General features: G+C 61.0%; 15 protein-coding genes. 9 read left to right on the forward strand and 6 right to left on the reverse strand.

The window, feature by feature from the left end; translation table 11 throughout:
* Positions 1–30 precede the first annotated feature (30 nt).
* Positions 31–2,055 carry a hypothetical protein gene (locus GX444_03375; GenBank protein NLH47626.1) on the reverse strand — a complete coding sequence of 675 codons (2,025 nt, stop codon included), beginning with the start codon at positions 2,053–2,055 and terminating at the stop codon, positions 31–33.
* Complete coding sequence (locus tag GX444_03380) at positions 2,052–3,926, reverse strand: serine/threonine protein kinase (GenBank protein NLH47627.1); 1,875 nt, start codon at positions 3,924–3,926, stop codon at positions 2,052–2,054. Before GX444_03380 ends, GX444_03375 begins: the two co-directional genes overlap by 4 nt.
* A gap of 341 nt (positions 3,927–4,267) precedes the next feature.
* On the opposite strand from GX444_03380, the gene GX444_03385 reads away from it, so the two are divergent.
* Complete coding sequence (locus GX444_03385) at positions 4,268–7,591, forward strand: PAS domain S-box protein (GenBank protein NLH47628.1); 3,324 nt, start codon at positions 4,268–4,270, stop codon at positions 7,589–7,591.
* 58 nt (positions 7,592–7,649) lie between these two features.
* On the opposite strand, the gene GX444_03390 is transcribed toward GX444_03385, so the two are convergent.
* Both GX444_03390 and GX444_03395 read right to left on the reverse strand, forming a co-directional pair.
* Positions 7,650–8,396, reverse strand: a complete 747-nt coding sequence (locus GX444_03390) for a methyltransferase domain-containing protein (protein NLH47629.1) — start codon at positions 8,394–8,396, stop codon at positions 7,650–7,652.
* Positions 8,397–8,577: 181 nt separating this feature from the next.
* A complete protein-coding gene (locus tag GX444_03395) occupies positions 8,578–9,447 on the reverse strand; it encodes a hypothetical protein (protein NLH47630.1) in 870 nt (289 codons plus the stop codon).
* A gap of 190 nt (positions 9,448–9,637) precedes the next feature.
* Between GX444_03395 and GX444_03400 the strand changes: the two genes are divergently transcribed.
* Together GX444_03400 and GX444_03405 are read left to right on the forward strand one after the other, a co-directional pair.
* The gene (locus tag GX444_03400) at positions 9,638–10,642 is read left to right on the forward strand and encodes a nitronate monooxygenase (GenBank protein NLH47631.1); all 1,005 of its coding nucleotides are present in this window, start codon (positions 9,638–9,640) and stop codon (positions 10,640–10,642) included.
* A 198-nt stretch (positions 10,643–10,840) separates the two neighbouring features.
* Positions 10,841–11,806: an ammonia-forming cytochrome c nitrite reductase subunit c552 gene (locus tag GX444_03405; protein NLH47632.1), complete on the forward strand. Its 966-nt coding sequence runs from the start codon at positions 10,841–10,843 to the stop codon at positions 11,804–11,806.
* A 20-nt stretch (positions 11,807–11,826) separates the two neighbouring features.
* Here the strand turns inward: GX444_03405 and GX444_03410 are convergent, their stop codons facing one another.
* On the reverse strand, positions 11,827–13,530 hold the full coding sequence (locus GX444_03410) for a hypothetical protein (protein ID NLH47633.1): 1,704 nt from the start codon (positions 13,528–13,530) through the stop codon (positions 11,827–11,829).
* A 273-nt stretch (positions 13,531–13,803) separates the two neighbouring features.
* Between GX444_03410 and GX444_03415 the strand changes: the two genes are divergently transcribed.
* The 4 genes from GX444_03415 to GX444_03430 all read left to right on the forward strand — a co-directional run bounded on the left by GX444_03415 (position 13,804) and on the right by GX444_03430 (position 19,202).
* The gene (locus tag GX444_03415) at positions 13,804–15,240 is read left to right on the forward strand and encodes an aspartate aminotransferase family protein (GenBank protein ID NLH47634.1); all 1,437 of its coding nucleotides are present in this window, start codon (positions 13,804–13,806) and stop codon (positions 15,238–15,240) included.
* Complete coding sequence (locus tag GX444_03420; GenBank protein NLH47635.1) at positions 15,237–16,469, forward strand: aspartate aminotransferase family protein; 1,233 nt, start codon at positions 15,237–15,239, stop codon at positions 16,467–16,469. The genes GX444_03415 and GX444_03420 overlap by 4 nt, the downstream gene beginning before the upstream one ends.
* Positions 16,470–16,473: 4 nt before the next feature.
* Positions 16,474–17,676 carry an alcohol dehydrogenase catalytic domain-containing protein gene (locus GX444_03425; GenBank protein ID NLH47636.1) on the forward strand — a complete coding sequence of 401 codons (1,203 nt, stop codon included), beginning with the start codon at positions 16,474–16,476 and terminating at the stop codon, positions 17,674–17,676.
* 266 nt (positions 17,677–17,942) lie between these two features.
* Positions 17,943–19,202, forward strand: a complete 1,260-nt coding sequence (locus GX444_03430; GenBank protein ID NLH47637.1) for a hypothetical protein — start codon at positions 17,943–17,945, stop codon at positions 19,200–19,202.
* Here GX444_03430 and GX444_03435 read toward each other — a convergent pair.
* Positions 19,199–19,828 (reverse strand): TetR/AcrR family transcriptional regulator, encoded by a 630-nt coding sequence (locus tag GX444_03435; protein NLH47638.1) that lies wholly within the window; start codon positions 19,826–19,828, stop codon positions 19,199–19,201. The genes GX444_03430 and GX444_03435 overlap by 4 nt on opposite strands.
* A 224-nt stretch (positions 19,829–20,052) precedes the next feature.
* Between GX444_03435 and GX444_03440 the strand changes: the two genes are divergently transcribed.
* Positions 20,053–21,510: an aspartate aminotransferase family protein gene (locus GX444_03440; protein ID NLH47639.1), complete on the forward strand. Its 1,458-nt coding sequence runs from the start codon at positions 20,053–20,055 to the stop codon at positions 21,508–21,510.
* A 28-nt stretch (positions 21,511–21,538) separates the two neighbouring features.
* A complete protein-coding gene (locus GX444_03445) occupies positions 21,539–22,678 on the forward strand; it encodes a DUF819 family protein (GenBank protein ID NLH47640.1) in 1,140 nt (379 codons plus the stop codon).
* Positions 22,679–22,730 lie beyond the last annotated feature (52 nt).

Genomic DNA, 22,730 nt, shown 5'->3' on the forward strand with positions numbered 1-22,730 from the left:
CAACTAATCGATTTATAAATCAAATACAAATTATTGCGCCAGTGGATCGATGATCTCGCCGACACCGTCGTCCAGGTGGGTACGCAGGTAGTGAATGACCTGTTCGCGGGCGGCGATGCCCAGTTCGTCATCGTCGAAAATCAGGGTGTGTTCCTCGGTATCGAACTGGTAATACCCCGAACCGGAATATGGCGCGGCCACCTGCCCGACCCCGGCGTCCCAGACGACGGGCTCGATCTGCGGCCACCCCGCCGACCGGCACAGCCAACCTCCCGACGGGCCACCGATGGTTTCGTCGTCGGCGCTGCCCTGCTGCATCACTTGCGGAATGAAGCCGTTCATGGACGGCAACGGGTCTTTAACCAGGTGATTCAAGTAGTTGGCCGAATCCGCCGGATCCAGAATGGCTTGGAGCATGCCGAACAACACCAGTTGCAGGAAATCGGTGATCGGCTCGCCCGGCAGCAGCAATTGCTCGATCGTTTCGATCAGGTCGAAATACTCGGCCGCCTCGCCCTCGCGCACGATGGAGGTCAATTTGGCCCCGGCCGCCGCCAGGGCGACCGCCTCGAAGTCGGGATCGACCGAACCCAGGGTGCCGTTGAGAATCGATCCGAAAGAGGCGCCCAGGCTGTATACGCGTTCGACGTCGAAATCCGGAATTCCGTTTTCATCCAGGTCGACCTCGGCCAACGAGTTGAGCGCCAACCGCAGCCACATCAGATTGGCCACGCTTTCCCGGAAGTTGTCGCGCCACGCTAGGGGATGGAAAATGTCGTAAAAACAAAGGATCTGTCCGATTTCACCCGTTCCCGGCGGCAGGCGGTCGCCGTGGCAGAGCGCGTCGATGCCGACTGTCGCGAACCCTTGCGCGGCGATTTCGGTGGTGAACGGCGGCCGCATCTCGTGTTTGTCGTTGAACAGGCCGTGCTCGAAAATCAAGATCGGATACGGCTGACCGTCGGGATTCGCGTCCGCCGCCGGCAACGTGAAATAGGCCGGCACGGTTTCGTAATGATCCACCAGCGGCCGGCCCTCGGCGTCGAGTTGCCAAGCCCCGCCGTCCGGCTTGAAAATCGGCACTTCGAACGTGGCCTGGGCGGTCGCGAAGAGTCGCGGATCGGTGTCGGGTACGATTTCCCAGTCGGCGAAGGCCGGCGGGTCGGCGGCGGCCATTTCGTTCAGTACGGCCAGCGCCTGTGTCAGATCGCGGGTGAACCAACCGGTGGTGAAATCGGCCAGCGCCAAAATGTTTTCGGGCGGGATACCTTTCTCCGCCAGCCGTTTCAAAATCGGCGAATAGCGCGCCCCATCCCCGGTTTCGTCATCCGTCGCCCAAGCGGTCCAGAGATCGCGCATGCTCGACGATGCCCGGTAACAGCCGGCCGATTTCGGTTGCAGTGCCCGCGTCGCGACCAGCAAATAATGCGTCTTTTCCCGCAACGGAAACCACGGCGTCAGATGCAGATCGGGAGCCCGCCAGACGGCCGCCAGCGGCGTCAGTTCGCCGTCGAGCGGACTTTCCGGATCGTCCAGCATCAGAAATACGCCGTCAGTAACCGCCGGGTCGTCCGGCGCCGGCAAGCCGGTTTCACCCGGCTCGACGCCCACGGGCAGGTAGAAATCGGCTAACGGCGAAAAACCGGTCAACTCGTTGTAGGCGTCGGTCAGAAAACCCAGCCAGGGCTTGGCCGCCAGGTCACCCAACGGGCGGGCGGTATCCCCATCGATCCGCACGCGCCGTCCGGTCGGCGAAAGCGGGTCCGTCACGGTGTACAAGTCGTTGGGAAACGGCACGACCCGCGGCGTCGAATTCAATTGAAACGACAGCGCCGGGCCGGAGGCGCAGGTTTCGGGATATTCGGGTGGGCTGGCGTCGTCATCATCGTCATTGTCATCGTCGTTGTTATCGTCATCGTCGTCAGTTCCACTGCCAGCGGAATCGTTGTCGTCGTCTTGAGGCTGCTCCGGACTTGAATCGGAGTCGTCGTCGCCGTCGCAACCGAGAAACAACGCGAACAAGACCAACAAGAGAAGCGGTAAAAAATACTTCATTTTCCAATACTTTTCTGTACTTGATATTTGGCTTGCAACAGATCCAACGTATCGCGGAGTTTGGCGTCGGTCGGATCGTGCTTCAAAGCCTTATTCAACATTTCAACGGCCAGTCCCAGGTCATTGGACTGCACAGCCTGATTGGCCTGATTGACGTAGTGGTTTTTCGCTTTGAGTTGGATCAGCCGCAGTCGTTCCTCCGCCTGGCCGGCATTGAAGCCCAAAAAGCTCGATATTTTGTACAATTGATAGGCGCTTGCCGGCGATAGGAAGAGGGAATCCTCTGTGTTTTGTATGAAGCGGCTGTCCGCCAGGTAGAGCAGCCCGGGCTTGATACCGAGCACCAAAACGACCACCGCGATAAAAATCGACAGCCCGATGACCCGCGCGCGGGTGAAAATCGGCGGCCCGGTTTTCTTCTTGACCGGCTTTGGCGCCTTGACCGGCTGCGGGCGCGGGCGAATCGCGGTGCCGGAGGTGTATTCCAGTTCGGCATTCAACCGCTGGGCGGCGGCGATGCTTTTGGTAAAGGCCTTGATTTTTCCGGCGGCGCGCAGTTGCTGGGCTTTTTCGACCAGTTTTTCGGCCTCGGCGATCTGCCGCTGCGCTTGATTGATGAGCGCCACGGCCGATGGCGAGGGAATGCAGCGCAACACGTTTTCGCAATCGACGATCGCCTGTTTGGGATACCCGTCCGCCAGTTTTTTCCGTGCCCGCGCGAGGATCTGCTCGGTCAGTTCCTTCATTTTGGTGTACTTGGTGCGACGGGTCGCGACCTGGTTGCTGTCGGGCGAGAGTTTGCCCGCCTTGCCGATCAGTTTGATCGCGACATCGATCTGGCCGGATGCGTAGGCCTCGTCGGCTTGAACGCACAGATGCCAGACCTTCTTATCCGCGCCGGTCAGTTCGGCGACCGGGCTTTCCTGCAGCAGGGTATGCGAACCGGACAACGGCGCCTCGCCGCCGTCCGCCGCCGGCGCCACGATTTCGACCGCCGCGCTCACCTCGTTCGGATCGTACGGGCTTTCCAGCGCCTCGGCCACCAATTGCGCCGTCGCAAAGCGGGCGGCCGGATCCTTGGCGATGCATTTCAGGATCAGCCGTTCCAGCGCCGGCGAGATTTGCGGCGCCACCGAACGCGGCGACGGCGCCGGCACCTCCTGGTGCAGCTTCATCAATTCGAAGGTGTGTTTGCTGCGAAACGGCAATTGCCCGGTGGCCAGTTCGAACAGCACGATCCCCAGGCTGTAGATATCGCTGCGCCCGTCGACCTCGCCGTACCATTGTTCCGGGCTCATGTATTCGGCGGTGCCGACCACCTGCCCCGGCAACGTCAATTCGCTGGCTTCCGCGCCGCGCGCGATGCCGAAATCCATCAGCGTCGGGAAACCGTCCACGCTGATGTGGATATTGTTGCTCTTCACATCGCGATGGATCACGCCCTTGGAATGCGCGTAATGCAGGGCGCGGGCGATCGGGGCGATCAGCCGGCGCACCTCGGCCTCGGCGAACGGCCCGTCCTTGTGCAGTTTTTGATAGGCGGTCGCGCCGTCGAGCAGTTTCATCACGTAGAAATAGACGCCGTGGTGCTCGCCCAGGCTGTAGATCGGCACGATGTTCGGGTGATCGAGGCCGGAGGCGATTTTGATCTCTTCGCGAAAACGCCGCAGCAATCCCTCGTCCATCATCATCTGCGGCGGCATCACCTTGATCGCCACCATCCGCTTGATGCCGAGGCTTTCCTCCTGCGCGGCGTAAACGAAGCCCATCCCGCCCTTGCCGATGCTCGATAATATCCGATACCGGCCGGCCAGCACGATGCCCGGTTCTATCTGCTGAAAAAGCAAAGGTGGCTGTCGCGTTTCGCTCATCGGACTCCAGTGCGTTTCGACGGTCCGAAACGATTTTCTCCCGAATAATCCTTTTCTTTCATAATGGTTTTTCCGGCGAAGATGCAAGAGCAAAAAAAATCCTCCCCCTGAGAAAAAATGGTGTTTTTTCAATCTCTTTGTACCGATAAAAAACCTTGAGGCAGTTGGGTCGGAAGGGTGTACTGTAAAAATAATCTAACTATTCCCCGACTTGCCAAGAAAAAAACCGGCTCGATTGGAGGAGCGTTCGCGGGTTACAATCCCCCCGCGATCAAAGTCGTCGGCCTTGAATCGGATCCCCTCAACCGCGATCATGAGGCCCTTGCCGGAAAGGAAATATTTTGTCGATATCGAAAAAAATCATTGCCGCCCTGGCTTTGGTTGTTTTGGTATTGATTCTGGTTCTGTACCTCGGCTCCCGCATCTTTCTGCTGCATAGTTTTAACGAATTGGAACGCGCTTCCGTAAAAAAGAGCACGCTGCAAGTCGCTTCCACCATGCAGGAAATGTTCAAAGAAGTCCGGTCGATGGCCTCCGATTGGTCCGCCTGGGACGACACCTACCAGTTCGTCCAGGATCACAATCCCGCCTATATCCAATCCAACATGATGAATACGAGCTTCGTCAGCCTGCGAATGAACCTCATCATGGTGATCGACAAAAACGCGAAAATGGTCACCGGCAAGACCTTCGACCTTCAATCGGGAAAGGAAATCCCGATTCCGCCGAAAATCCTCGAAATCCTCCATCCGGGGGAGCCGCTGCTGAATCTGGCGACGCCGCAGGATTCCCATGTCGGCTTGTTCCTGTTGCCGGATTCGGAAATGGTGGTGGCCACGCGCCCGATCGTCACTTCCAACAACGAGGGGCCGATTCAAGGCACCCTGCTGATGGGACGATTTCTGCGCGCCAGCTATATTCTGCGGCTGGCGGAAATCACGCAAACGACAATCAAGCTGCAGCGTCTCGACGATCCGAATCCGCCGGCCGATTTCGCCCGTATCCGCCCGACGATCAACCCGCGAGAGCCGGTGCAAACGCTCGTCCAATCGGGAAAAGTCATCTCCGGCTATTGTTTCCTCAACGACATCTACGGCCGGCCGGCGCTGCTGATGCGGGTCGATCTGCCCCGCACGATTTACCAGCGCGGCATCGACAGCCTGACTTACATTCTCCTTTCGCTGGCGACCCTGGGGCTTTGTTTCGGTTTGATGACCTATATTCTGCTGCGTCAGACGGTGCTCAACCGGCTGGACTTCCTGCACCAGCGCGTCCGCGAAATCGGCGCCAGCGGCGACCCCAACGCCCGCATCGAATTATCCGGCGGCGACGAATTGACCGGTTTATCGGTCGAACTCAATCGCATGCTGGAGACGCTCGGCAAATCGCAACTGGCCTGGCGCGAATCGGAAGCGCGGTATCGCACGTTGTTCGACAGCGCCAGCGACGCGATTTTCATTCACGACGCCGAAGGCAACATACTCGAAGCCAATCAGGCGGCCTGCGAACGCCTGAAATACACGCGGGAAGAATTGCAGCATACGCAAATCGACCACATCGAGGACGGTGAATTCGGGCTGCCGTTCCCGCTGCGCATCGCCCGCCTGAAAGAGCGCGGCCAGCTCTTTTCCGACGCCATCCACATCGCCAAGGACGGCACGCAAATGTTGGTTGAACTCAACAGCCGACTGCTGGACTACGGGGGCAAAACGGCGGTGCTCAGCGTCGCCCGCGACATCACCGAGCGCAAGCGGGCCGAGGAAGCGCTCAAATACAGCGAAAAGAAATACCGCATGCTCTACACCACGATGAGCGAGGGCATGGCGCTGTACGAGATCCTCTTCGACGACAACGGGCGGCCGCTCGATTACCAGGTGCTCGACGTCAACCCGGCTTATGAGCAAATCCTGAACCGCCCGCGGGAAGCGGCCATCGGTTCGAAGGCCTCGGTAGTGGACGACGTGACCCCCTCCAGCTACATCGACATTTACGCCAAGGTGGCGTTCACCGGACAGCCGGAATTCTTCGACTACTATTCGACGGTTTTCCAAAAACACTTCGCCATTTCCGTCTTTTCGCCGGGCCGCGGCCGCTTCGCCGTGCTGTTCTCGGACATCACCGAGCGCAAGCGGACCGAAGAGCGGTTGCGACTGATGCAATTTTCCATCGATCACGCCGCCGAGGCGATTTTCTGGATCGCGCCGGACGGCCGGATCATTTACGTCAACGAAGCCGTCGGCGCCCTGCTCGGCTATTCGTTGGAAGAAATGCTGCAAAAGAACGTCTTCGTCCTCAATCCCTCCCTCTCCCCGGAGGCTTGGGCCGAGCAATGGCGAAAAGCCAAGGCGCTGGGCACCATCTCCATCGAAACCTCCCTCCTCAAGCAAGACGGCGAATACGTCCCGCTGGACATTACTTTCTCCTATCAACAGTTCGAAGGCACCGAGTACTGCTTCGCCTTTGCCCACGACATCACCGAGCGCCAACAAGCCGAGTTGGAAAAGTCGGCGTTGCAGGCCCAATTGTCCCAGGAGCAGAAAATGGACGCCATCGGCCGCCTGGCAGGCGGGATCGCGCACGACTTCAACAACATCCTGACCGGCATCCAGGGCTACTCCGAACTACTGCTGCAAACCATGCCGGAAGCCGACGGTTCGCGAAACGAAGTGCTGGAAATCCGCAAAGCCGCCGACCGGGCCGCCGGATTGACGCAACAGTTGCTGGCCTTCAGCCGCAAACAGGTGATCGCGCCGCAGGTACTCAACATCAATCAACTCATCACCGAAATGAGGAAAATGGCCGGTCGGCTGGTCGGCGAGGACATCCAATTCGAATTCAAGCTGAGTGAAAAACTGGGCCTGACGAAAATCGATCCGCATCAATTCGATCAAATGATGATCAACCTGATGGTCAACGCGCGCGACGCCATGCCGCAAGGCGGTAAACTGGTCATCGAGACCCAGAATTTCTGGATCGATTCCTCGCCGCTGAACAAATCCGCGGAGATTCCTCCCGGCGCCTACATCCGGCTCAGCATCAGCGACAGCGGCAGCGGCATCGACAAGGAAACGATCAAGCACCTGTTCGAACCGTTTTTCACCACGAAGGCGCAGGGGAAGGGAACGGGGCTGGGTCTGGCGATGGTCTACGGCATCGTTAAACAGAACGACGGGTATATCAACGTATATTCGGAAGCCGGCCTCGGCACGACGATCAAAATCTACCTGCCCCGCCAGGACGAGGAAGAGGCGCAGGCGCGGCCGGCGGCCCCGGCGAGCAACCTGCCGCGCGGCAAAGAAACGATTTTACTGGTCGAGGACGAGGACATGGTCCGCAGCTTGACCCGGAAGCTGTTGACCTTGCACGGCTATCACGTCGTCGAAGCCTCGCAGGGCGAGGCCGCCGTGCAGATCAGCCGCCAGCACCCCGAATCCATCGACCTGTTGCTGACCGATGTGATCATGCCGCAGATGAATGGCAAGGAACTATTCAAAATCCTCCAAACCCAGCGCCCGCAACTGAAGCTGCTCTATATGTCGGGCTATTCCGAGGCGATCATCGCCCACCATGGCGTACTGGAAGACGCCGCCAATTTCATTCAAAAACCTTTCACCCTCGAAAACCTGCTGAAGAAAGTGCGCGCGGTCTTGGACGCCAAAGTATAAGGGCGACCGCCGCCGGCCGCCCCCCTGACATCCGCGTTGCGACGCCTGCCGCTTCACCTCACCGCGCCATCAGCGCGAACACGCCCCAGCCAAGATATTCACGCGTGTACGCGACGTAGCGTTTTGGCTCCAAGGTCAGTCGGGTTCGAACCTCCGTTGCGAAATCATCGTCGGGATTCGCTTCGAGCCAGCGACGCATGGTGAGCCACTTGGCCGCCTCGTACCGATCCCAGCCCTCCCGGTCAGCCAGTACCATTTCCACCACGTCGTAGCCGAGATCGCCGAAAGACGCGACAAGTTCTGGAAGCATGAGAAAGTCGGCGATGGATTCGGCGCCGCATCCTTTGGCAACTTCTTCCGTCGGCGGCAACCGCAGCCAGTAGGGCTCGCCGATGAGGATGATTCCTCCGAAGCGGAGACTCTTGGCCAGAAGCTCGATGGTGCCGGCGACTCCCCCGCCGATCCACGTCGCGCCGGCACAGGCGGCCACCCCGACCTTTTCATCGGTGATGTAGCCGGCCGCGTCGCCGTGGATGAATTCGACGCGATCGGCGACACCGAGTTCTTCCGCCCGGCGTTTCGCCTGCTCGGAGAACAAGCGGCTCAGGTCGATGCCGATGCCGCGGATTCCGTAATCGCGGGCCCAGGTACACAGCATCTCGCCCGACCCGCTGCCGAGGTCGAGCACCCGAGTCCCCGATTCCAGGCGCAACACCGCGCCGAGAGTGGCGAGCTTTTCCGGTGTGAACGGGTTATGGATGCGGTGAGCGCTTTCGGAAATGTTGAAGATACGCGGGATATCCAACATGGCTACTCCTTTTACTGAACCTTGTCAGGCTTCGGCAACGTTTATAAAAACCAGTAGAATCAGCGTAATGCCGGGCAAAGCTTGGGTCAATTTGAAAGGGCGCGCGGTTCGGGACGCCAAAGAAGAAGGGCGGCCGTCACCGGCCGCCCCACCGAGCGTTCGAAAAATTAAGCGCTGGTCAGAACCGATACGCCAGCGTCATGCGGCCCATGAAGCCGGTGTCGTTCTGGTTCGAGCCGCCGACCACGCGGGTCTGATTGTTGGTGGTGATCGGCACCACGGCCGCCGTGTTCAGGCGGATGTGGAACTGATCGGTCGCCGCGAAAGACGCGGTCGGACCGGTCACCAGTTTCGCGCCGCCCTCGGCTTCCTCTTCTTCCCAGAAGCCCTCGGTGTCTTCCAGCACTGCCTCGGCGCCGAGCCGGAACCAGTCGGTGAAGCCATACGAAGCCGCGGCGTTGAAGGCAAGGTCCACTTCGTCGTAAGTCCCTTCCTCTTCTTCGGCTGCTTCCTCGCCTTCCTCGCCCTCTTCTTCCTCTTCTTCTTCCTCGCCTTCGAGCGGGATTTCGCCCACGGCGCCCAAGGTCACGTCGAAGTTACCCCAGGACCGGCTGATGGCGATCCGGGCGCGCGGAATGGAGGTTTGCTGATAGTCGTAAAGATAGCCGAGGCCGAGGCTCAGGTTGATGTAGTGATCGTCCTGATTCAGTGCCCGCGCGTAGACGTCGCCCGCAAACGCGGCGTCCTGTGCGCCATTTTCTTCCTTCACTTCCTCGTTGGTCTGGAACACCATGCCGCCCCAAGCCTCGAAGGAAAGCCAATCGGTGCCGCTGACCCGCAGCCGCAGACTTTGCTCGAAGGCGTCCTCGCCCAACAGCCGCGCCTCGCGCGTGCCGTAGGCCGTTTCGGTTTCCAAGGTCAGATCGCCTTGCGCGCCGAAAAAGTTGCCGGGTTGATAGATATAAAAGGCGTCCTCGGCCGAAGCCAGGATCGCGCCGCCGAACAAAATGATCGCGGTGAACAGAAAGATCCAAAAAGTGCGGTTCATCGGTGTCTCCTCAGGTGACGGTATTGGCGATTCAAGTAACCGGAAGATTGAAGATGCCAGAAAAACGCCGGATCGGCAAGCGACAATCCACCTCATCCGGCCGGTGATCTCATTCTGTTGACAAACGACGCAAAATCGCTTTCAACAGCAATGGGCTCCATCAAGCAACCATCCGCGGAAAGAGGACCAGATGAAGACTCGCATCACCGAACTGTTCGGCATCCAATATCCCATTCAATGCGGCGGCATGTTGTGGCTGGCCACGCCGGAACTGGCGGCGGCCATCAGCAACACCGGCGCCATGGGCAATCTGACTTCGGGCAATTACAACAGCGGCGACGAACTGCGCGCGGCCATCGATCGCACGCGCGAACTGACCGCCAAGCCGTTCATCGTCAACATCACCACCATGCCCTCGATCCGCTTGCCCGTCGAACTGCTGCGCGAGTTTTTCCGCGTCTGTTGCGAACGCCAGGTAACGGCGATCGAAATCGCCGGCGCGCCGGTCGACAGCTTCCTGGGCAAGGATCTGCTGCCGCTGGCCAAGGAAAGCGGCGTGAAGGTGCTGCACAAGGTGGGCACGGTCAAACACGCCGTGCACGCCCAGAAGGTCGGCTACGACGCCGTGACGGTCGCCGGCTTCGAGGAGGGCGGCTTTCCGCACCGGGACAACGTCTCCACGATCGTCCTGCTGCCGAAGGTCGCCGAGGAAGTGGATCTCCCGATCCTGGCGGCGGGCGGCATGGTCGACGGTCGCAGTCTCGCCGCTGCATTGGCCCTGGGCGCCGACGGCATCATGATGGCGACGCGTTTCCTGGCCACGCAAGAATGCGCCGTGCACCCGAACATCCACCAGATGATTCTGGACAAGAACGAAATGGATACCTCGCTGAACCTGCGCGAATTGCTGGGCAGTTTCGGCCTGCAAGTGCGCGCCCTGCGCAACGGCATTGTCCGCCAGATCGAGGAAATCGAAAAAGCGGGCGGCGCCGACTTCTCGCAGCTATTCCCGCTGATCTCGGGCCAACGCGCCCGGGAAGTCTGGCAAAACGGCAATGCCGAGGAGGCGCTGTTGACGGTGGGCCAGTCGATCGGCCGCATCCACGACGTCCCGCCCGTTGCCGAACTGATCGAGCGGATCGTCGCCGACGCCCAGACGCATTTGCGCGAGGCTGCCGGACGCGCCATGGCCTGAGCGCCGATTTCGGACCGGACAATACCGAAATAACCGCAATTGGTTGATTCCCGCCGACGGAATGTTTATCCTTTTATTATTGCGACATCATCATTCGCCGTGCATCAGGAGGTAGGACCGCCATGAACGATCGCTCCCTGTCTGATCGCCCCGCCCCAAAAGGCATCGCCGGGTTCCTGTTTGAATTGTCACGCTTCCATGTACGTCGTCTATGGGAAACTCGGCGACGGCGATCTGTCCAAGGGATTCGAAAAAATCAATCAAATGCCGTGGGACGAAGCCCGTAAGCTCGTCAAGTTCCCGATCGCCTGCATCGACTGCCACGATCCGAAAACCATGCAACTGCGCATCACGCGGCCGGCTTTCATCGCGGGCCTCCGCGCCCTCAAGGCGTCGCAGGGGATCGTCGATTACGACGTCAACAAGTCGGCGACGCGGCAGGAAATGCGCACTTACGTCTGCGCCCAGTGCCACGTCGAGTACTACTTCAAGGGAACCGATAAACAACTGACCTTCCCGTGGGCCAAGGGAATCAAGGCCGAGCAGATTCTCGCCTACTACGACGAAGCCGAGTTCAAGGATTGGGTTCATGCCGATACCGGCGCCGCAGTGCTCAAGGCGCAGCATCCGGAATTCGAGGTTTGGAGCCAAGGTGTTCATGCCAAGGCGGGCGTGGCCTGCGCCGACTGCCACATGCCCTATCTGCGCGAGGGCGCGATGAAAATCAGCGACCATCACGTCCGCAGTCCGCTGCTGAACATCAACAACGCGTGCCAATCGTGCCACCGGTTCCCGGAAGAGGAATTGAAAGAGCGCGTCGAGACGATTCAGCGGCGTTTTTTCATGCTGCGCGACGCGGCCCTCGATTCGCTGGTGGCGTTGATCGGCGATCTCAAGGCCGCCCGCGAGGCCGGCCGGAGCGACGCCGAATTGGCGACCGCGCGGCAATTGCAGCGGCGCGCGCAGTTCCTGCTGGATTTCGTCGAGGCGGAGAATTCGACGGGGTTCCATGCCGCGCAGGAAACGACGCGGCTGCTCGGGTTGGCGATTGACTACGCGCAGCAGGGGCAAGTCGCCTTGCGCGATCCGAAATTCGTTCCGCAAATCGCGCCGGAATTAAAGGACGAACCGGAAAAGGAACCGGCGGCCAAACAAGCCCTCTGAAATGAGTCGCCGGCCGGCCTTCAGTTTTCGTCCGGCGCCGCGAACGGCACGAAGGCCGCCTTGAGCCGCGGCTTGGCGTCGCGGCGAACGAAGAAAAGCGCTTGCAAGGCAGGATCCTTGAGTTTCATCAGTTGGTAGCGCGATAAAAATTCCTCGGATGCGAATAGACTCATCATGATTTCATGCTGGCTGAACAGGTCCGTTTCGCCCTGATGATTCGGCCGCGCCTTGAGCGGATGCGCCTTGCCGCCGGCATCGACGAACACCTTTTGCCCGGATTCATCCGTCACATAGTGCGGCAGCGTTCTGATGCGGACCTTTTTACCGAAAGACTGATAAGCGATGAGGTCGGGTCGCAAATCAAAAATCCGGCGGACGTCCGCCTTTTCATGACCGGGGATCCCCTTGCCCAACTCGACTTTTTTATGGGCCAAGACCGGATCGGTCAGGCCCAGGCCGTCATGGCATCTCAGCTTGGCGTAATAAGGCAACGCCCCCGCCGTAAAGGAAAACAGCGTGACGTCGCGGTCGGGAATCCGGCGGTGAATCGCCTTGCCGACCTGCCGCCAGGTGCTGGCAGTACCCAATTCGTGCAGGAGACCGAAAAACTGAAACGGAAAAATCACCGCCCAAACCTGGCTGACGGCGAGATAGGCGATGATCCGCCGGCGCGTCAGGCGGCGCGACGGGTTCGCCTGAGCCGCCCGCTCCTCGACCCAGCGCGGCCAGAGATCGGCGCCGATCAACGACAAAACCGGAATGATCGGCACCAGAAAGCGCCCGAACGGCAGGTAATCGCCGCCAACGGAAAGGACATAGGCCAGATAGGCCGCGATCCAAATCAATCCGATCGTCACCCGTCGCGGCAACGCCGTCCGCCGATGAATAAACCGGATGCCCAGCCCCAAGGTCGCCGTGCCGAACGGGTTGAGAATCAACCACGTGAAAACGTAAAAAAGCCCTCGCTTGGCGAGCAACAGGCCGCCGCCGTCCACCTTCACGTAATACGAGATCGGGAACGGATAGCCGTAGTAGGTCCACCGCCAGGCCAGCACCGGCGCGAAAACCGCCACGAAGCAGAGCAGCAACCAAAGCGGCCCGATCAGCCGGCGTTCCTTTGGCCCAAAGCAAACGGCCAAACCGGCCGCCAGGCCCATGAACGCCGTCGCTTCCATTCGGGTGATCGCCGCCAGGCCGAACAGCAGACCGGCGCGCCCGGCGCCACGCCCGGTTTCAACCATCTCCAACAAGCCGAGAAAGCCGGCGAACATCAGGCCGGTAAAAAAGACGGTTTCCATGCCGGAATGTGCATACGCCCAGAGGGCCGGATGTGTCGCGGCGTACCAAAAGCCGACGGCGACGGCTCGGGCCGACATCCCCTCTTCCGGTGGCCGGGCGCGCTGGGCCAACATCCAGAGGATAAACAGCAAGGCGGAGAAATTCAGCGCGTTACCGGTTAGGATCGGATTCAACCGCAACCAACGCTCGACCGCGCCGACCAACAGGGCATAAAAGAAAGTGGAGGAGGACTCGACCCGTTCGCCCGGATTGTAATTCAGGCCATGACCCAGGGCGAAATTTTCGGAACAACGAAAGGTGATGTACGCATCCTCGAAAGTTCCCAGGCCGATGATTTTCCCGGCCACCAAACAAACACAGACCACCAGGATCGCCTGGGTCATTCGCGCGCGGGGGAGGTGATTCCAGACCGGGATGCTTTGCACTGTGAATTTCTCCACGAAAAATCACATCGGGCCGCGACGCACAATCGCGTCCCCGGGCCAACCATCCGGCGGACAAGCTTGATGAAGAGACATCGAAGATGAGGTTGCGGAAGTAATATTATTCGCCCGCAATGCTTATTTCAAGATAGACCTTCAGAGATGGGGAAAAACGAGAAAATTTCCGGGCCGGCCTAGCCACCCTCTTTCCCCGAACGAGCAGGCAAGGTATTTTCAAACTCTCCTACCAGCAACCGGAAAAGAAGGGCGATTCCCATGTCGGACCAGCAGACCTTGCCGGCGAAAAAAACCGGCGCCGCGATGACGCGTAAGGAAAAGGCCGAACTGGAACGGACGTTCGGGCGCTATTTGAATCGGGGTCAGGTGAAGTACCTGAAAGCCGGCCATCTCGACGTGCTCGAAACCGAACGGCTCGGCATCCGATTCGTCGATCCGGTGAGCGTCAAGCCGTTCATCGACTGCTTCACCTCGGCGGGCAGTTTCAACGTCGGGCGGCATAACCCGGCGGTGCTGGCCGCGCTGGAACGGGCGACCGCGGAACTGGACATGGGCGACCACCATCTGATTTCGCCGGCGAAAGTCGCGCTGGCCAAACGGCTGGTCGAACTGGCGCCCGGCGATCTGAACCGCGTGCTGTTCGCGGCCGGCGGCGGCGACGCGGTGGACGGCGCGATCAAGCTGGCGCGCGGCGCGACGGGCCGCGCCGAGATCATCTCGACGATCAAAGGTTACCACGGCCACACCGGCTTCGCGTTGGGCGCCAACGGCAAGGAACATTACCGCCACTATTGCGAGCCGCTGATTCCGGAATTCCAATTCGTGCCCTTCAACGATCTGAAAGCGATGCGACAGGCGGCCTCGGAACGCACCGCGGCGATCATCATCGAACCGATTCAGGGCGAGGCGGGCATCTTCGTGGCCGACGACGACTATCTGCGCGGCTTGCGCGAACTCTGCGACCGCCTGGGAAGCGTGCTGATTTTCGACGAAATCCAGACCGGCTTCGGCCGCACCGGCCGCTTGTTCGCCAGCGAGTATTCCGGCGTCGTGCCCGACATCATGACCGTGGGCAAGTCGCTGAGCGGCGGCATCTTTCCCAACGCGGCGATGCTGTACCGCGACACCGCGCAACTCACCGGTTACGTCGAGCGGAATCCGGAATTTCATTACACCTACACCGGCGGCTCCGACCTCGCCTGCCGGGTATCGCTGGCGGTTCTCGATTTCCTGACGACGCAGCGCTTGTGGGAAAACGCCGCCCAGATGGGCGCCCGTCTCAAGGACGCCTTGCTGACCCTGCAAAGCGAGAATCCGGCGATCGTCAAGGACGTGCGCGGGCGCGGGTTGATGATCGGCATCGAGTACCTGCACGAATTCATGGGGCCGATGATGTCCGACGCGCTCGCCAAGAACGGCATTTTCGCCGCCTACTCCGGCAACGCGCCGCAGGTGATGCGCTTCATGATGCCGCTGGTGGTGACGCACGAGGAAATGGACCGGGTGATCGCCATCATCCGCCAGGCCGTCGCGGCGATGAAGCAACTGCTGCCGCTCGCGCTGCCCGCCGCGAAGATTCCGCCGGTGCTCAAAATGCTCAACAGCGAGCGCGTCCAGACCGTGCTGTTCAACTGGATCCGCAAGGTCGAGGACGCCTTCACCCGCCCCGGCGCGGGGAAAGGAGGCCGGCCATGAGCGCGAATCAACCGACCCGGCAGGCTTTGCTGGACGATTATGCGCGCTTCGTTTCGCCCGCGCAGGTGGCGCGGCTGCGGGCGCTGGGTCACGACTTCATCGAGTCGCGACGCGAGGGCCCCGACGTTTACGATCAGGACGGCCGGCAATACCTCGACTGCTATTCCTCGGCCGGTATCTACAACCTGGGCCGGCGGCAGCCCGAACTGCTCGCCGAATTGCGGCAGGCGATGCGCGAGACGGACCAGGGCAATTTTCCGATGATCTCGCGCGAGAAGGCGCGGCTGGCGGCCGCGCTGGCCGCTTTCGTCCCCGGCGCCCTGGAATGCACGATGTTCAGCGTCGTGCGCGGCGAAGCGTTCGATTTCGCCTGCAAGCTGGCGCGCGGCTATACCCGCCGGCCGGAATTGATCGCCCCGGAAGGCTCCTGGTTCGGGCAGACCGGTTTCGCGGTCAGCCTCTCAACCCGGGCCGATAAGCGGGATTTCGCGCCGCTGGTGCCGGAAACGAAAATCATCCCCTTCGGCGACGCGGCGGCGGCGCGCGCGGCGATCGGCCCGCGCACCGCGGCCGTTTTCCTCGAACCGAGACAAACGGAAAACCATTGCCGGCCGGCCTCCGCCGATTACCTGCGCGCCCTGCGGCGGCTGTGCACCGAAACCGGCGTGCTCTTGGTGCTCGACGAAACGCAGACCGGCCTGGGGCGGACCGGCAAACGTTTCGCGTTCGAACACGCCGGCATCGAACCGGACGTGCTGATCATCGGCGAGGCGTTGGGGGCCGGCGTTTTCCCGATCGCCGCGACCCTCTTCACGCCGGCCATCAACAAATTCATGAACGCCCATCCGCTGATTCACCTTTCGACCTTCGGCGGCAGCGACCTGGGTTGCCGGATCGGCGCCCGCGCCCTGGAAATCTACGCGGCCGTCGCGCCCTGGGAAAACGCCGCCGCCCTTGGTCGTTCCCTGCAGGAAAAATTGCAAACCATCGCCGCGCGCCATTCGCGCCTGATCGAATCCATCGCGGGTGACGGGTTGCTTTACTCCCTCGCCTTCGCGGGGCCCGCGGAAGCCGAGGCTTTCTGTCGCCGGCTCGCGGCGCATGGCGTGTTGGCCGTGCCCGGCAAGGTGGCGACCAACACCGTGGTCCTGCGACCCAACCTGACGATCGGCCAAGCCGAGGCGGATCGCCTGCTGCAAGCCGTGGAAAAAGCGGCCGCCGGAGTCTGAGCGCATGAAAGCTTTGTTTTTCGACAACGATTTGCCGCGCATTCTGGCCGTCAAGGCGGCGTCCAAGTTCGACAAGCTGGCTCCATTATCCCGGATCTCACCGGTTCGCTACGCGGAAGTGCCGGAACCCCGGCTGCCGAATTCGCGCTGGCTCAAGGTGAAGAACCAGGCCTGCGGCTTGTGCGGCACCGATATGCATCTGATTTTCATGGACATGGATCCGGGCTGTTTTCCCGCCGCCACGCCCGGCATCGCGCGCAAGTTTCTCGGCCACGAACTGGTCGGCGAGGTGGTGGAAGCCGGCGCCGACGCCGGCGAATTCCGTCCGGGCGACCGGGTGGCGATGCGCATCGATTGGCCTTCGTGTTTTCAACTGGAGATCGACCCGCCCTGCCCCCAATGCCGGGCCGGCCATTACATGCGTTGCGAAAACCTCGGGCAAAAAAATCTACCGCTACGCGACGTCGGCGGCGGCTTTTCGCCATTCATGGTCATGCATCGTTCACAGCCGTTTAAAATTCCGCCCACGCTGTCGCTGGACCGGGCGCTGCTGCTCGAGCCCACGGCCAGCGCTCTGCACGGCGTTTGTAAAAGCACGCCACGGCCGGGCGATCGCGTTTTGGTCATCGGCGCGGGAACGATCGGCCTGCTGACCACGGCCATCGCCAAGGCCCTGGCGCCCGAAGCGGAAATCACCTGCCTGGCGCGGTATCCCTACCAGGCCGAGGCGGCGGCGCGGGCCGGGGCGGCGCACGTGGTCAGCGACCGCGAGGACACCTACGACGCCCTGGCGCGGTTGACGCACGCCCGCGCCTTCAAGGGCTATTTCGGCAACCGGATTCTACTGGGCGGCTTCGACGTCATCTACGACACGGTGGGCAACGATCAAAGCCTGCATGACGCGTTGCGCTGGGCGCGCGGCGGCGGCAGCGTAGTCATCCTGGGCATCAATTTTCAGCCGGGTAAACTCGATTACTCGCCGATCTGGCATCAGGAAATCCGCGTGACGGGCATCAACTGCCACGCGACCGAAGCGGACGGGAAGACTTCGTTCGAACACGCGGCGCAATTGCTGCTGGATCCGAAATTCCCGGTCAACGGCCTCATCACCCATCGTTTTCCGATGCGCCGGTACAAGGACGCGGTACGTACGTTCCTCGACAAAACGCACGCCAAGGCGATCAAAATCGTCCTGGAACACGACTGATTCCGCAACCCGCGCCGCCGCTCCTTTCCCGGCCGGCGGGAAATATCACAATTTTTTTTTGATTGTTCGTTCAAACCCCTTGGCGATCGATCCCGATCCTGATATAAAAAAGAACCATTCAACGATGCAGATAAAGAAAATTCGATCGAAGTTCTCTGACAAATGAAACGCCGGCGGCGGTGGTTTGCAATTTCGTCGCCGGGTTCGAGCCAGCGGGGGAAACGGCCGGGGTCCGGGCCGTCAACCCGACGAGAAGGGGGAAAACCTTGCCGCGACATTCCTGGTTACGCCGAGGCTGGTGGTTTCTGCTTTTTTGTCTGCTCCTGGCGTCCTGCGCCGACGACAACGGCCGGGACGACGCCTCGCCGTCGGCCGGCGATTACGTCGCCACCGGCAAACAGTACCTGACCGCGAACCAGGCGGCCGATGCCGCCCGGGCGTTCAACGAAGCCCTGGCCCTGGACCCGACCAACGTCGAAGCGCAGTACGGCCTGGTGCTGGCCGGCCCGATGCGCCTGTTCAACTTCATCGATCAGATCATCGGCACCATCAACAGCATTTCCTTCGCCGACCAACCCGACGACAAGGCCAACGCGGCTTACGAACCGCCCGCGCCGCCCGCCAGCGGCAACGTCATCCAAGAATACATTTTCCAGGAAGTGGAATCCCAGCTCGCGGAAAGCGATTACTATTATCAACAATTGCGCGACCGGACCGACGCCCGGATTCGTCTGGACGACTATCGGCTGGTCATGGCGGACATCGAAATCCTGGCTTTCGGCGGCGATTTCGGCCCGCCGGAACTGGCGGTGATCGGCGGCCTCAACGCGATCGCCGACGGCCTGATGCGGCTCCTGCTGGCGCACAATTTCGAATTCGATTACACCAAACTGCGCTTGCCGGCGACCGGCGAACTGACCGACACCATGGATATCATCAGCTTCGTGTTCGAGCTGCTCGGCGATTTGCTCGACAGCCCGACGTATCCCAATTTTCTCTATCTCGACCGCTTCGACGGCGTGGCGCAAATGCAACAGGCCGGCATTCAACTGGGCAACGCCGGCGCCCGCCTCGAAGAAGCATTCGCCAAGCTCGCCACCGAGCCGCTCGATCCCGACGCGCCGATCGCCTTCAGCGACCGGAACGGCAACGGCCGTTTCGACCTCGGCATCGACGGCGTGCAGGTCGGCGAGACGCTGGAGTTGCAACCGGATCTGGCCCTCGCGGTCAGCGATCTGGTCTATTCGCTGTCGCTGGTTTTTTACGAAGGGTCGTCCCTCGATCCCACGCCAAATACCGAATACCTCTTCACCCTCAGCGAATTGAACGACCTGTTGCGGGTTCTGGGTGTGCTGCCGTTTGAACTCGGCCCGATCACGATCAGCGGCTTTCCGGGGTTCATCGGCATCGACATCGGCGAGTTTTTCGCCGACCCGGCGCCCGACGGGTTGCGCCGGATTTTGGAATGGGTCGTGGCGGTTTGGGAAAATCCGGGTGACTTCCTGCGCGGCTTGTTGGAACGCTAACGGGGCGCTTTTTGCACCAGATAGGCTTCGATCACTCCGCAAATGTCGGCGGCCAGGCGGTCGTCGGTCAGCAGTTCGGGGTGATGCAAAACCGCGTTGTGCGTCAGGGTTTCGACGATATTGAAAATCACGAAGATCGTCAGGTTCAACTCGGCGGGCGGCAGCTTCGGATACCGGCGGCCCAGGTAGTCGCGCATCAGGTCGCGGATGTTTTCATCGATTTCACTGATTTTCTTCAGATCGCCCACCCGCGGCACCTGCTCGACCAGCACGCGGTGCAGCCGCGGCTCCAGGCGATGCAGCTCGACCATCGCCGTCACCAGCGTGGCGATCGCCTGGGGAATCGGCTGCCCTTCGATTTCGGCGAACTTGGCCCGGATCATCTCCAATTCCAACAACCCCAGGCGGGTGTTGAGGGCGGCGACCAGGGCTTCCTTGTTGGGGAAATATTGATAAAGCGAGCCGATGCTCACGCCGGCCTTGGCGGCGATCTTGTTGGTGGTCGCCCGCTCGTAACCGTCTTGGATTAAAACCTGAGCGGTCGCCTCGAGAATGGCGTCCACCATGGCCATGGAACGTCGCTGCTTCGGTTGTTTGCGCGGGCGAATCAGGGGAGTGCGGCTCATTGAAGATCTCCCGGAAATGCGAGTTGTTGGGCCATTTTCGATTACTCTAACATAGCAAAACGCGAGCGGATGCTCAACATAAATCCTTATTTTTTTCGGAGTCGGCCGCTTCGGCCGATCCATCCATTCCGCGCCATCGGTTTGCCGCCTGATTCGGCAGACTCGGCGATCGGTGAAAAACAGCGCGCGACGGTCCGGTCCGGATCGGCGTCGAGGAGCAGGGAATGAGCGAAACAACCGTGCGTCTGCCGGAACACGGCCGGGATAAAAAGCAAATCCTCCAACAGATGCAAAGCTACCGCGAAAAGGACGCCGACTATCTGAGCGGCAAAACCTGGAGCCTCGTCTATTATCTGAACGACGAGCACACTGATTTTCTGCAAAAAGCCTACAACCTGTTTTTCTCGGAAAACGGACTCAACCCGATGGCCTTTCTCAGCCTCAAGCGCTTCGAATCCGAGGTCATCCGCATGACTGCCGTCATGCTCCCCGGCGACGAGGAAGCCGTCGGCACGATGACTTCCGGCGGCACCGAAAGCTGCCTGCTGGCGGTTAAAACCTATCGCGACCTGGCCCGCGCGAAACGCGGCGTCCGCCGGCCGGAAATGGTCGCGCCGGAAACCATTCACGTCGCCTTCGAAAAGGCGGCCGAGTACTTCGGCGTCAAGCTGGTGCACGCCCCGCTCGGCAAGGATTACCGCGTCGACGTCAAGGCGATGAAGAAGCTGATCAACCGACACACCGTCCTGCTGGCGGCGTCGGCGCCGTGCTACCCGTTCGGGGTCGTCGATCCGATCGAGGAAATCGGCCGCGTGGCGCTGCGGCACAACCTGCCCTTCCACGTCGACGCCTGCCTGGGCGGCTTTCTGCTGCCGTTCGTGGAGAAATTGGGGCACGACGTGCCGGTCTTCGATTTCCGCGTGCCGGGCGTCACCTCCATGTCGGCCGACGTGCACAAATACGGCTTCGCCGCCAAGGGCGCCTCGACGATCGTCTACCGGAACATGGACTACCTGAAACACCAATTCTTCATCAGCGAAAACTGGCCGGGCGGCATTTTCTTTTCCCCCGCGCTGCTCGGCACCCGGCCGGGCGGCAGCATTGCCGCCGCCTGGGCGGCGATGCAGGCGCAGGGCGAGACCGGCTATCTGGAAAACGCGCGGCGGATCATGGCCTCGGTGAAGCAAATGCGCGACGGCATCGCCGCGATTCCCGAGTTGGAGGTGCTGGGCAAGCCGCACGGCGCGATTCTCGCCTACCGTTCCAAGTCGCCGGACCTGAACGTTTTCGCGGTCGGCGATCAACTCGAAAAACGGGGCTGGCACATCGACCGCCAGCAGAAGCCCGACAGCCTCCACGCGATGGTCACGCCGCACCACGGCAAGGTGATCGACCTGTACCTCAAGGACTTGCGCGAATCCGTGGCATTCGTCAAAGCACATCCCGAGCTGGCCGGCCAGGGCGGCGCCGCGATGTACGGCCTGATCTCGCACGTGCCGCTGCGGGGCATGATCCGCCAGAAGGTTCTGCAGATGGTCATGGACCTTTACGGCGCGGCGCCCAAGATGATCGATCCGGAAGCCGGGCAAAACGCCGACGATTGGTCGATGAAGGCGGGCCTGTATTACCTGGAACTGAAGAAAAAAGCCGAAAAATTCTGGAACGAAACCCTGAAACGATAACCAACCGGGATCGGCGGAACCGACAGCAATGAAGATCGCCATCTGGATTTTTCAAGCCGCTTTCTGTTTCATCACGCCGGCCGTCGTGCTGCGGCTGGCCAAGCGTTCCAAAATCATCCGCTCGCTCAGCCCGGTCGTGGTCTGCTACCTCGCCGGCATGATCCTGATCAATCAACCCTTCGTGGATTTCGACCGGAATTTCAACATGACCCTCTGCGGCGTCGCCGTGGCCCTGGCCATCCCGATGCTGCTTTATTCCGTCGATTTCATCGGCTGGTTCCGGCTCGCCGGCTCGACGATGCTGGCCTTCACGCTCGCGTCGGTCACGGTGGTGATCGCGGCGATCGGCGCGCACTACGCCTTCCGCCCCTACCTGGCCGACACCGCGCAAATGGCGGGCATGCTCACCGGCGTCTACATCGGCGGCACGGGCAACATGAACGCCGTCGGCATCATGGTCAACGCCAAGCCCGACATCTTCGTCATGCTCAACACCGCCGACATGATCTGGTCGTTCGCCTACCTGGCGTTTCTGATGACCGTGGCGGGACGGCTCTTCGGCCTGTTTTTGCGGCCTTTTCCGTACGCGCCCGGGACGGGTCCGGTCGGCGACGGCGAATCGTGGGACGGTGCCTTCGACAACCGCCTGCCGCCCTGGCGGCCGCTGCTGCTCATCACCGGTCTGACGTTGCTGATCGTCGCGGCCGGCCTGCTCGTCAAAGGCTATCTGCCGGCGAGCTCGCAGGACGCGGTCTTCGTCCTGATCATCACGACGCTGGGCATTCTGGCGTCGTTCAACCGGCGGATCCGCGCCTGGCCGGGCACCCAGGGCCTGGGCCAATACCTGATGGTTTCATTTTTCTGCTCGCTGGGCTTCACCGCCGACTTGGGCAAGCTGTTCGGCTCCTCGCTGATGATTTTCATTTTCGACGCCGTGGTGATCATCGGCTCGGTGGCGCTGCACATGGTGACGTGCTGGCTGTTCCGCATCGACCGCGACACCGCGATCATCACCTCGGTCGCCGCGATTTTCTCGCCGCCGTTCGTGCCGTCGGTCGCGATGGCTTTGCGCAACAAGGAAATTCTGGTTTCGGGCATCGCCAGCGGCTTGATCGGCTACGCGATCGCCAACTACATCGGCGCCGCCGTCACCTGGTTGCTGCTCTAAACACGAAAGGAGCAAGACCCTGAAACATCTGCCCACTCCAACCCACCCGGTG

The organism is Myxococcales bacterium (genome assembly GCA_012517325.1).
Lineage (GTDB): Bacteria > Lernaellota > Lernaellaia > Lernaellales > Lernaellaceae > JAAYVF01.

Bases quoted from the DNA above. Each gene is read 5' to 3' on its own strand.
- GX444_03400 (NLH47631.1), top strand. From the start codon at position 9,638: ATGAAGACTCGCATCACCGAACTGTTCGGCATCCAATATCCCATTCAA.
- GX444_03420 (NLH47635.1), top strand. From the start codon at position 15,237: ATGAGCGCGAATCAACCGACCCGGCAGGCTTTGCTGGACGATTATGCG.
- GX444_03435 (NLH47638.1), bottom strand. From the start codon at position 19,828: ATGAGCCGCACTCCCCTGATTCGCCCGCGCAAACAACCGAAGCAGCGA.
- GX444_03415 (NLH47634.1), top strand. From the start codon at position 13,804: ATGTCGGACCAGCAGACCTTGCCGGCGAAAAAAACCGGCGCCGCGATG.
- GX444_03380 (NLH47627.1), bottom strand. From the start codon at position 3,926: ATGAGCGAAACGCGACAGCCACCTTTGCTTTTTCAGCAGATAGAACCG.
- GX444_03445 (NLH47640.1), top strand. From the start codon at position 21,539: ATGAAGATCGCCATCTGGATTTTTCAAGCCGCTTTCTGTTTCATCACG.
- GX444_03395 (NLH47630.1), bottom strand. From the start codon at position 9,447: ATGAACCGCACTTTTTGGATCTTTCTGTTCACCGCGATCATTTTGTTC.
- GX444_03375 (NLH47626.1), bottom strand. From the start codon at position 2,055: ATGAAGTATTTTTTACCGCTTCTCTTGTTGGTCTTGTTCGCGTTGTTT.
- GX444_03425 (NLH47636.1), top strand. From the start codon at position 16,474: ATGAAAGCTTTGTTTTTCGACAACGATTTGCCGCGCATTCTGGCCGTC.
- GX444_03440 (NLH47639.1), top strand. From the start codon at position 20,053: ATGAGCGAAACAACCGTGCGTCTGCCGGAACACGGCCGGGATAAAAAG.
- GX444_03405 (NLH47632.1), top strand. From the start codon at position 10,841: ATGTACGTCGTCTATGGGAAACTCGGCGACGGCGATCTGTCCAAGGGA.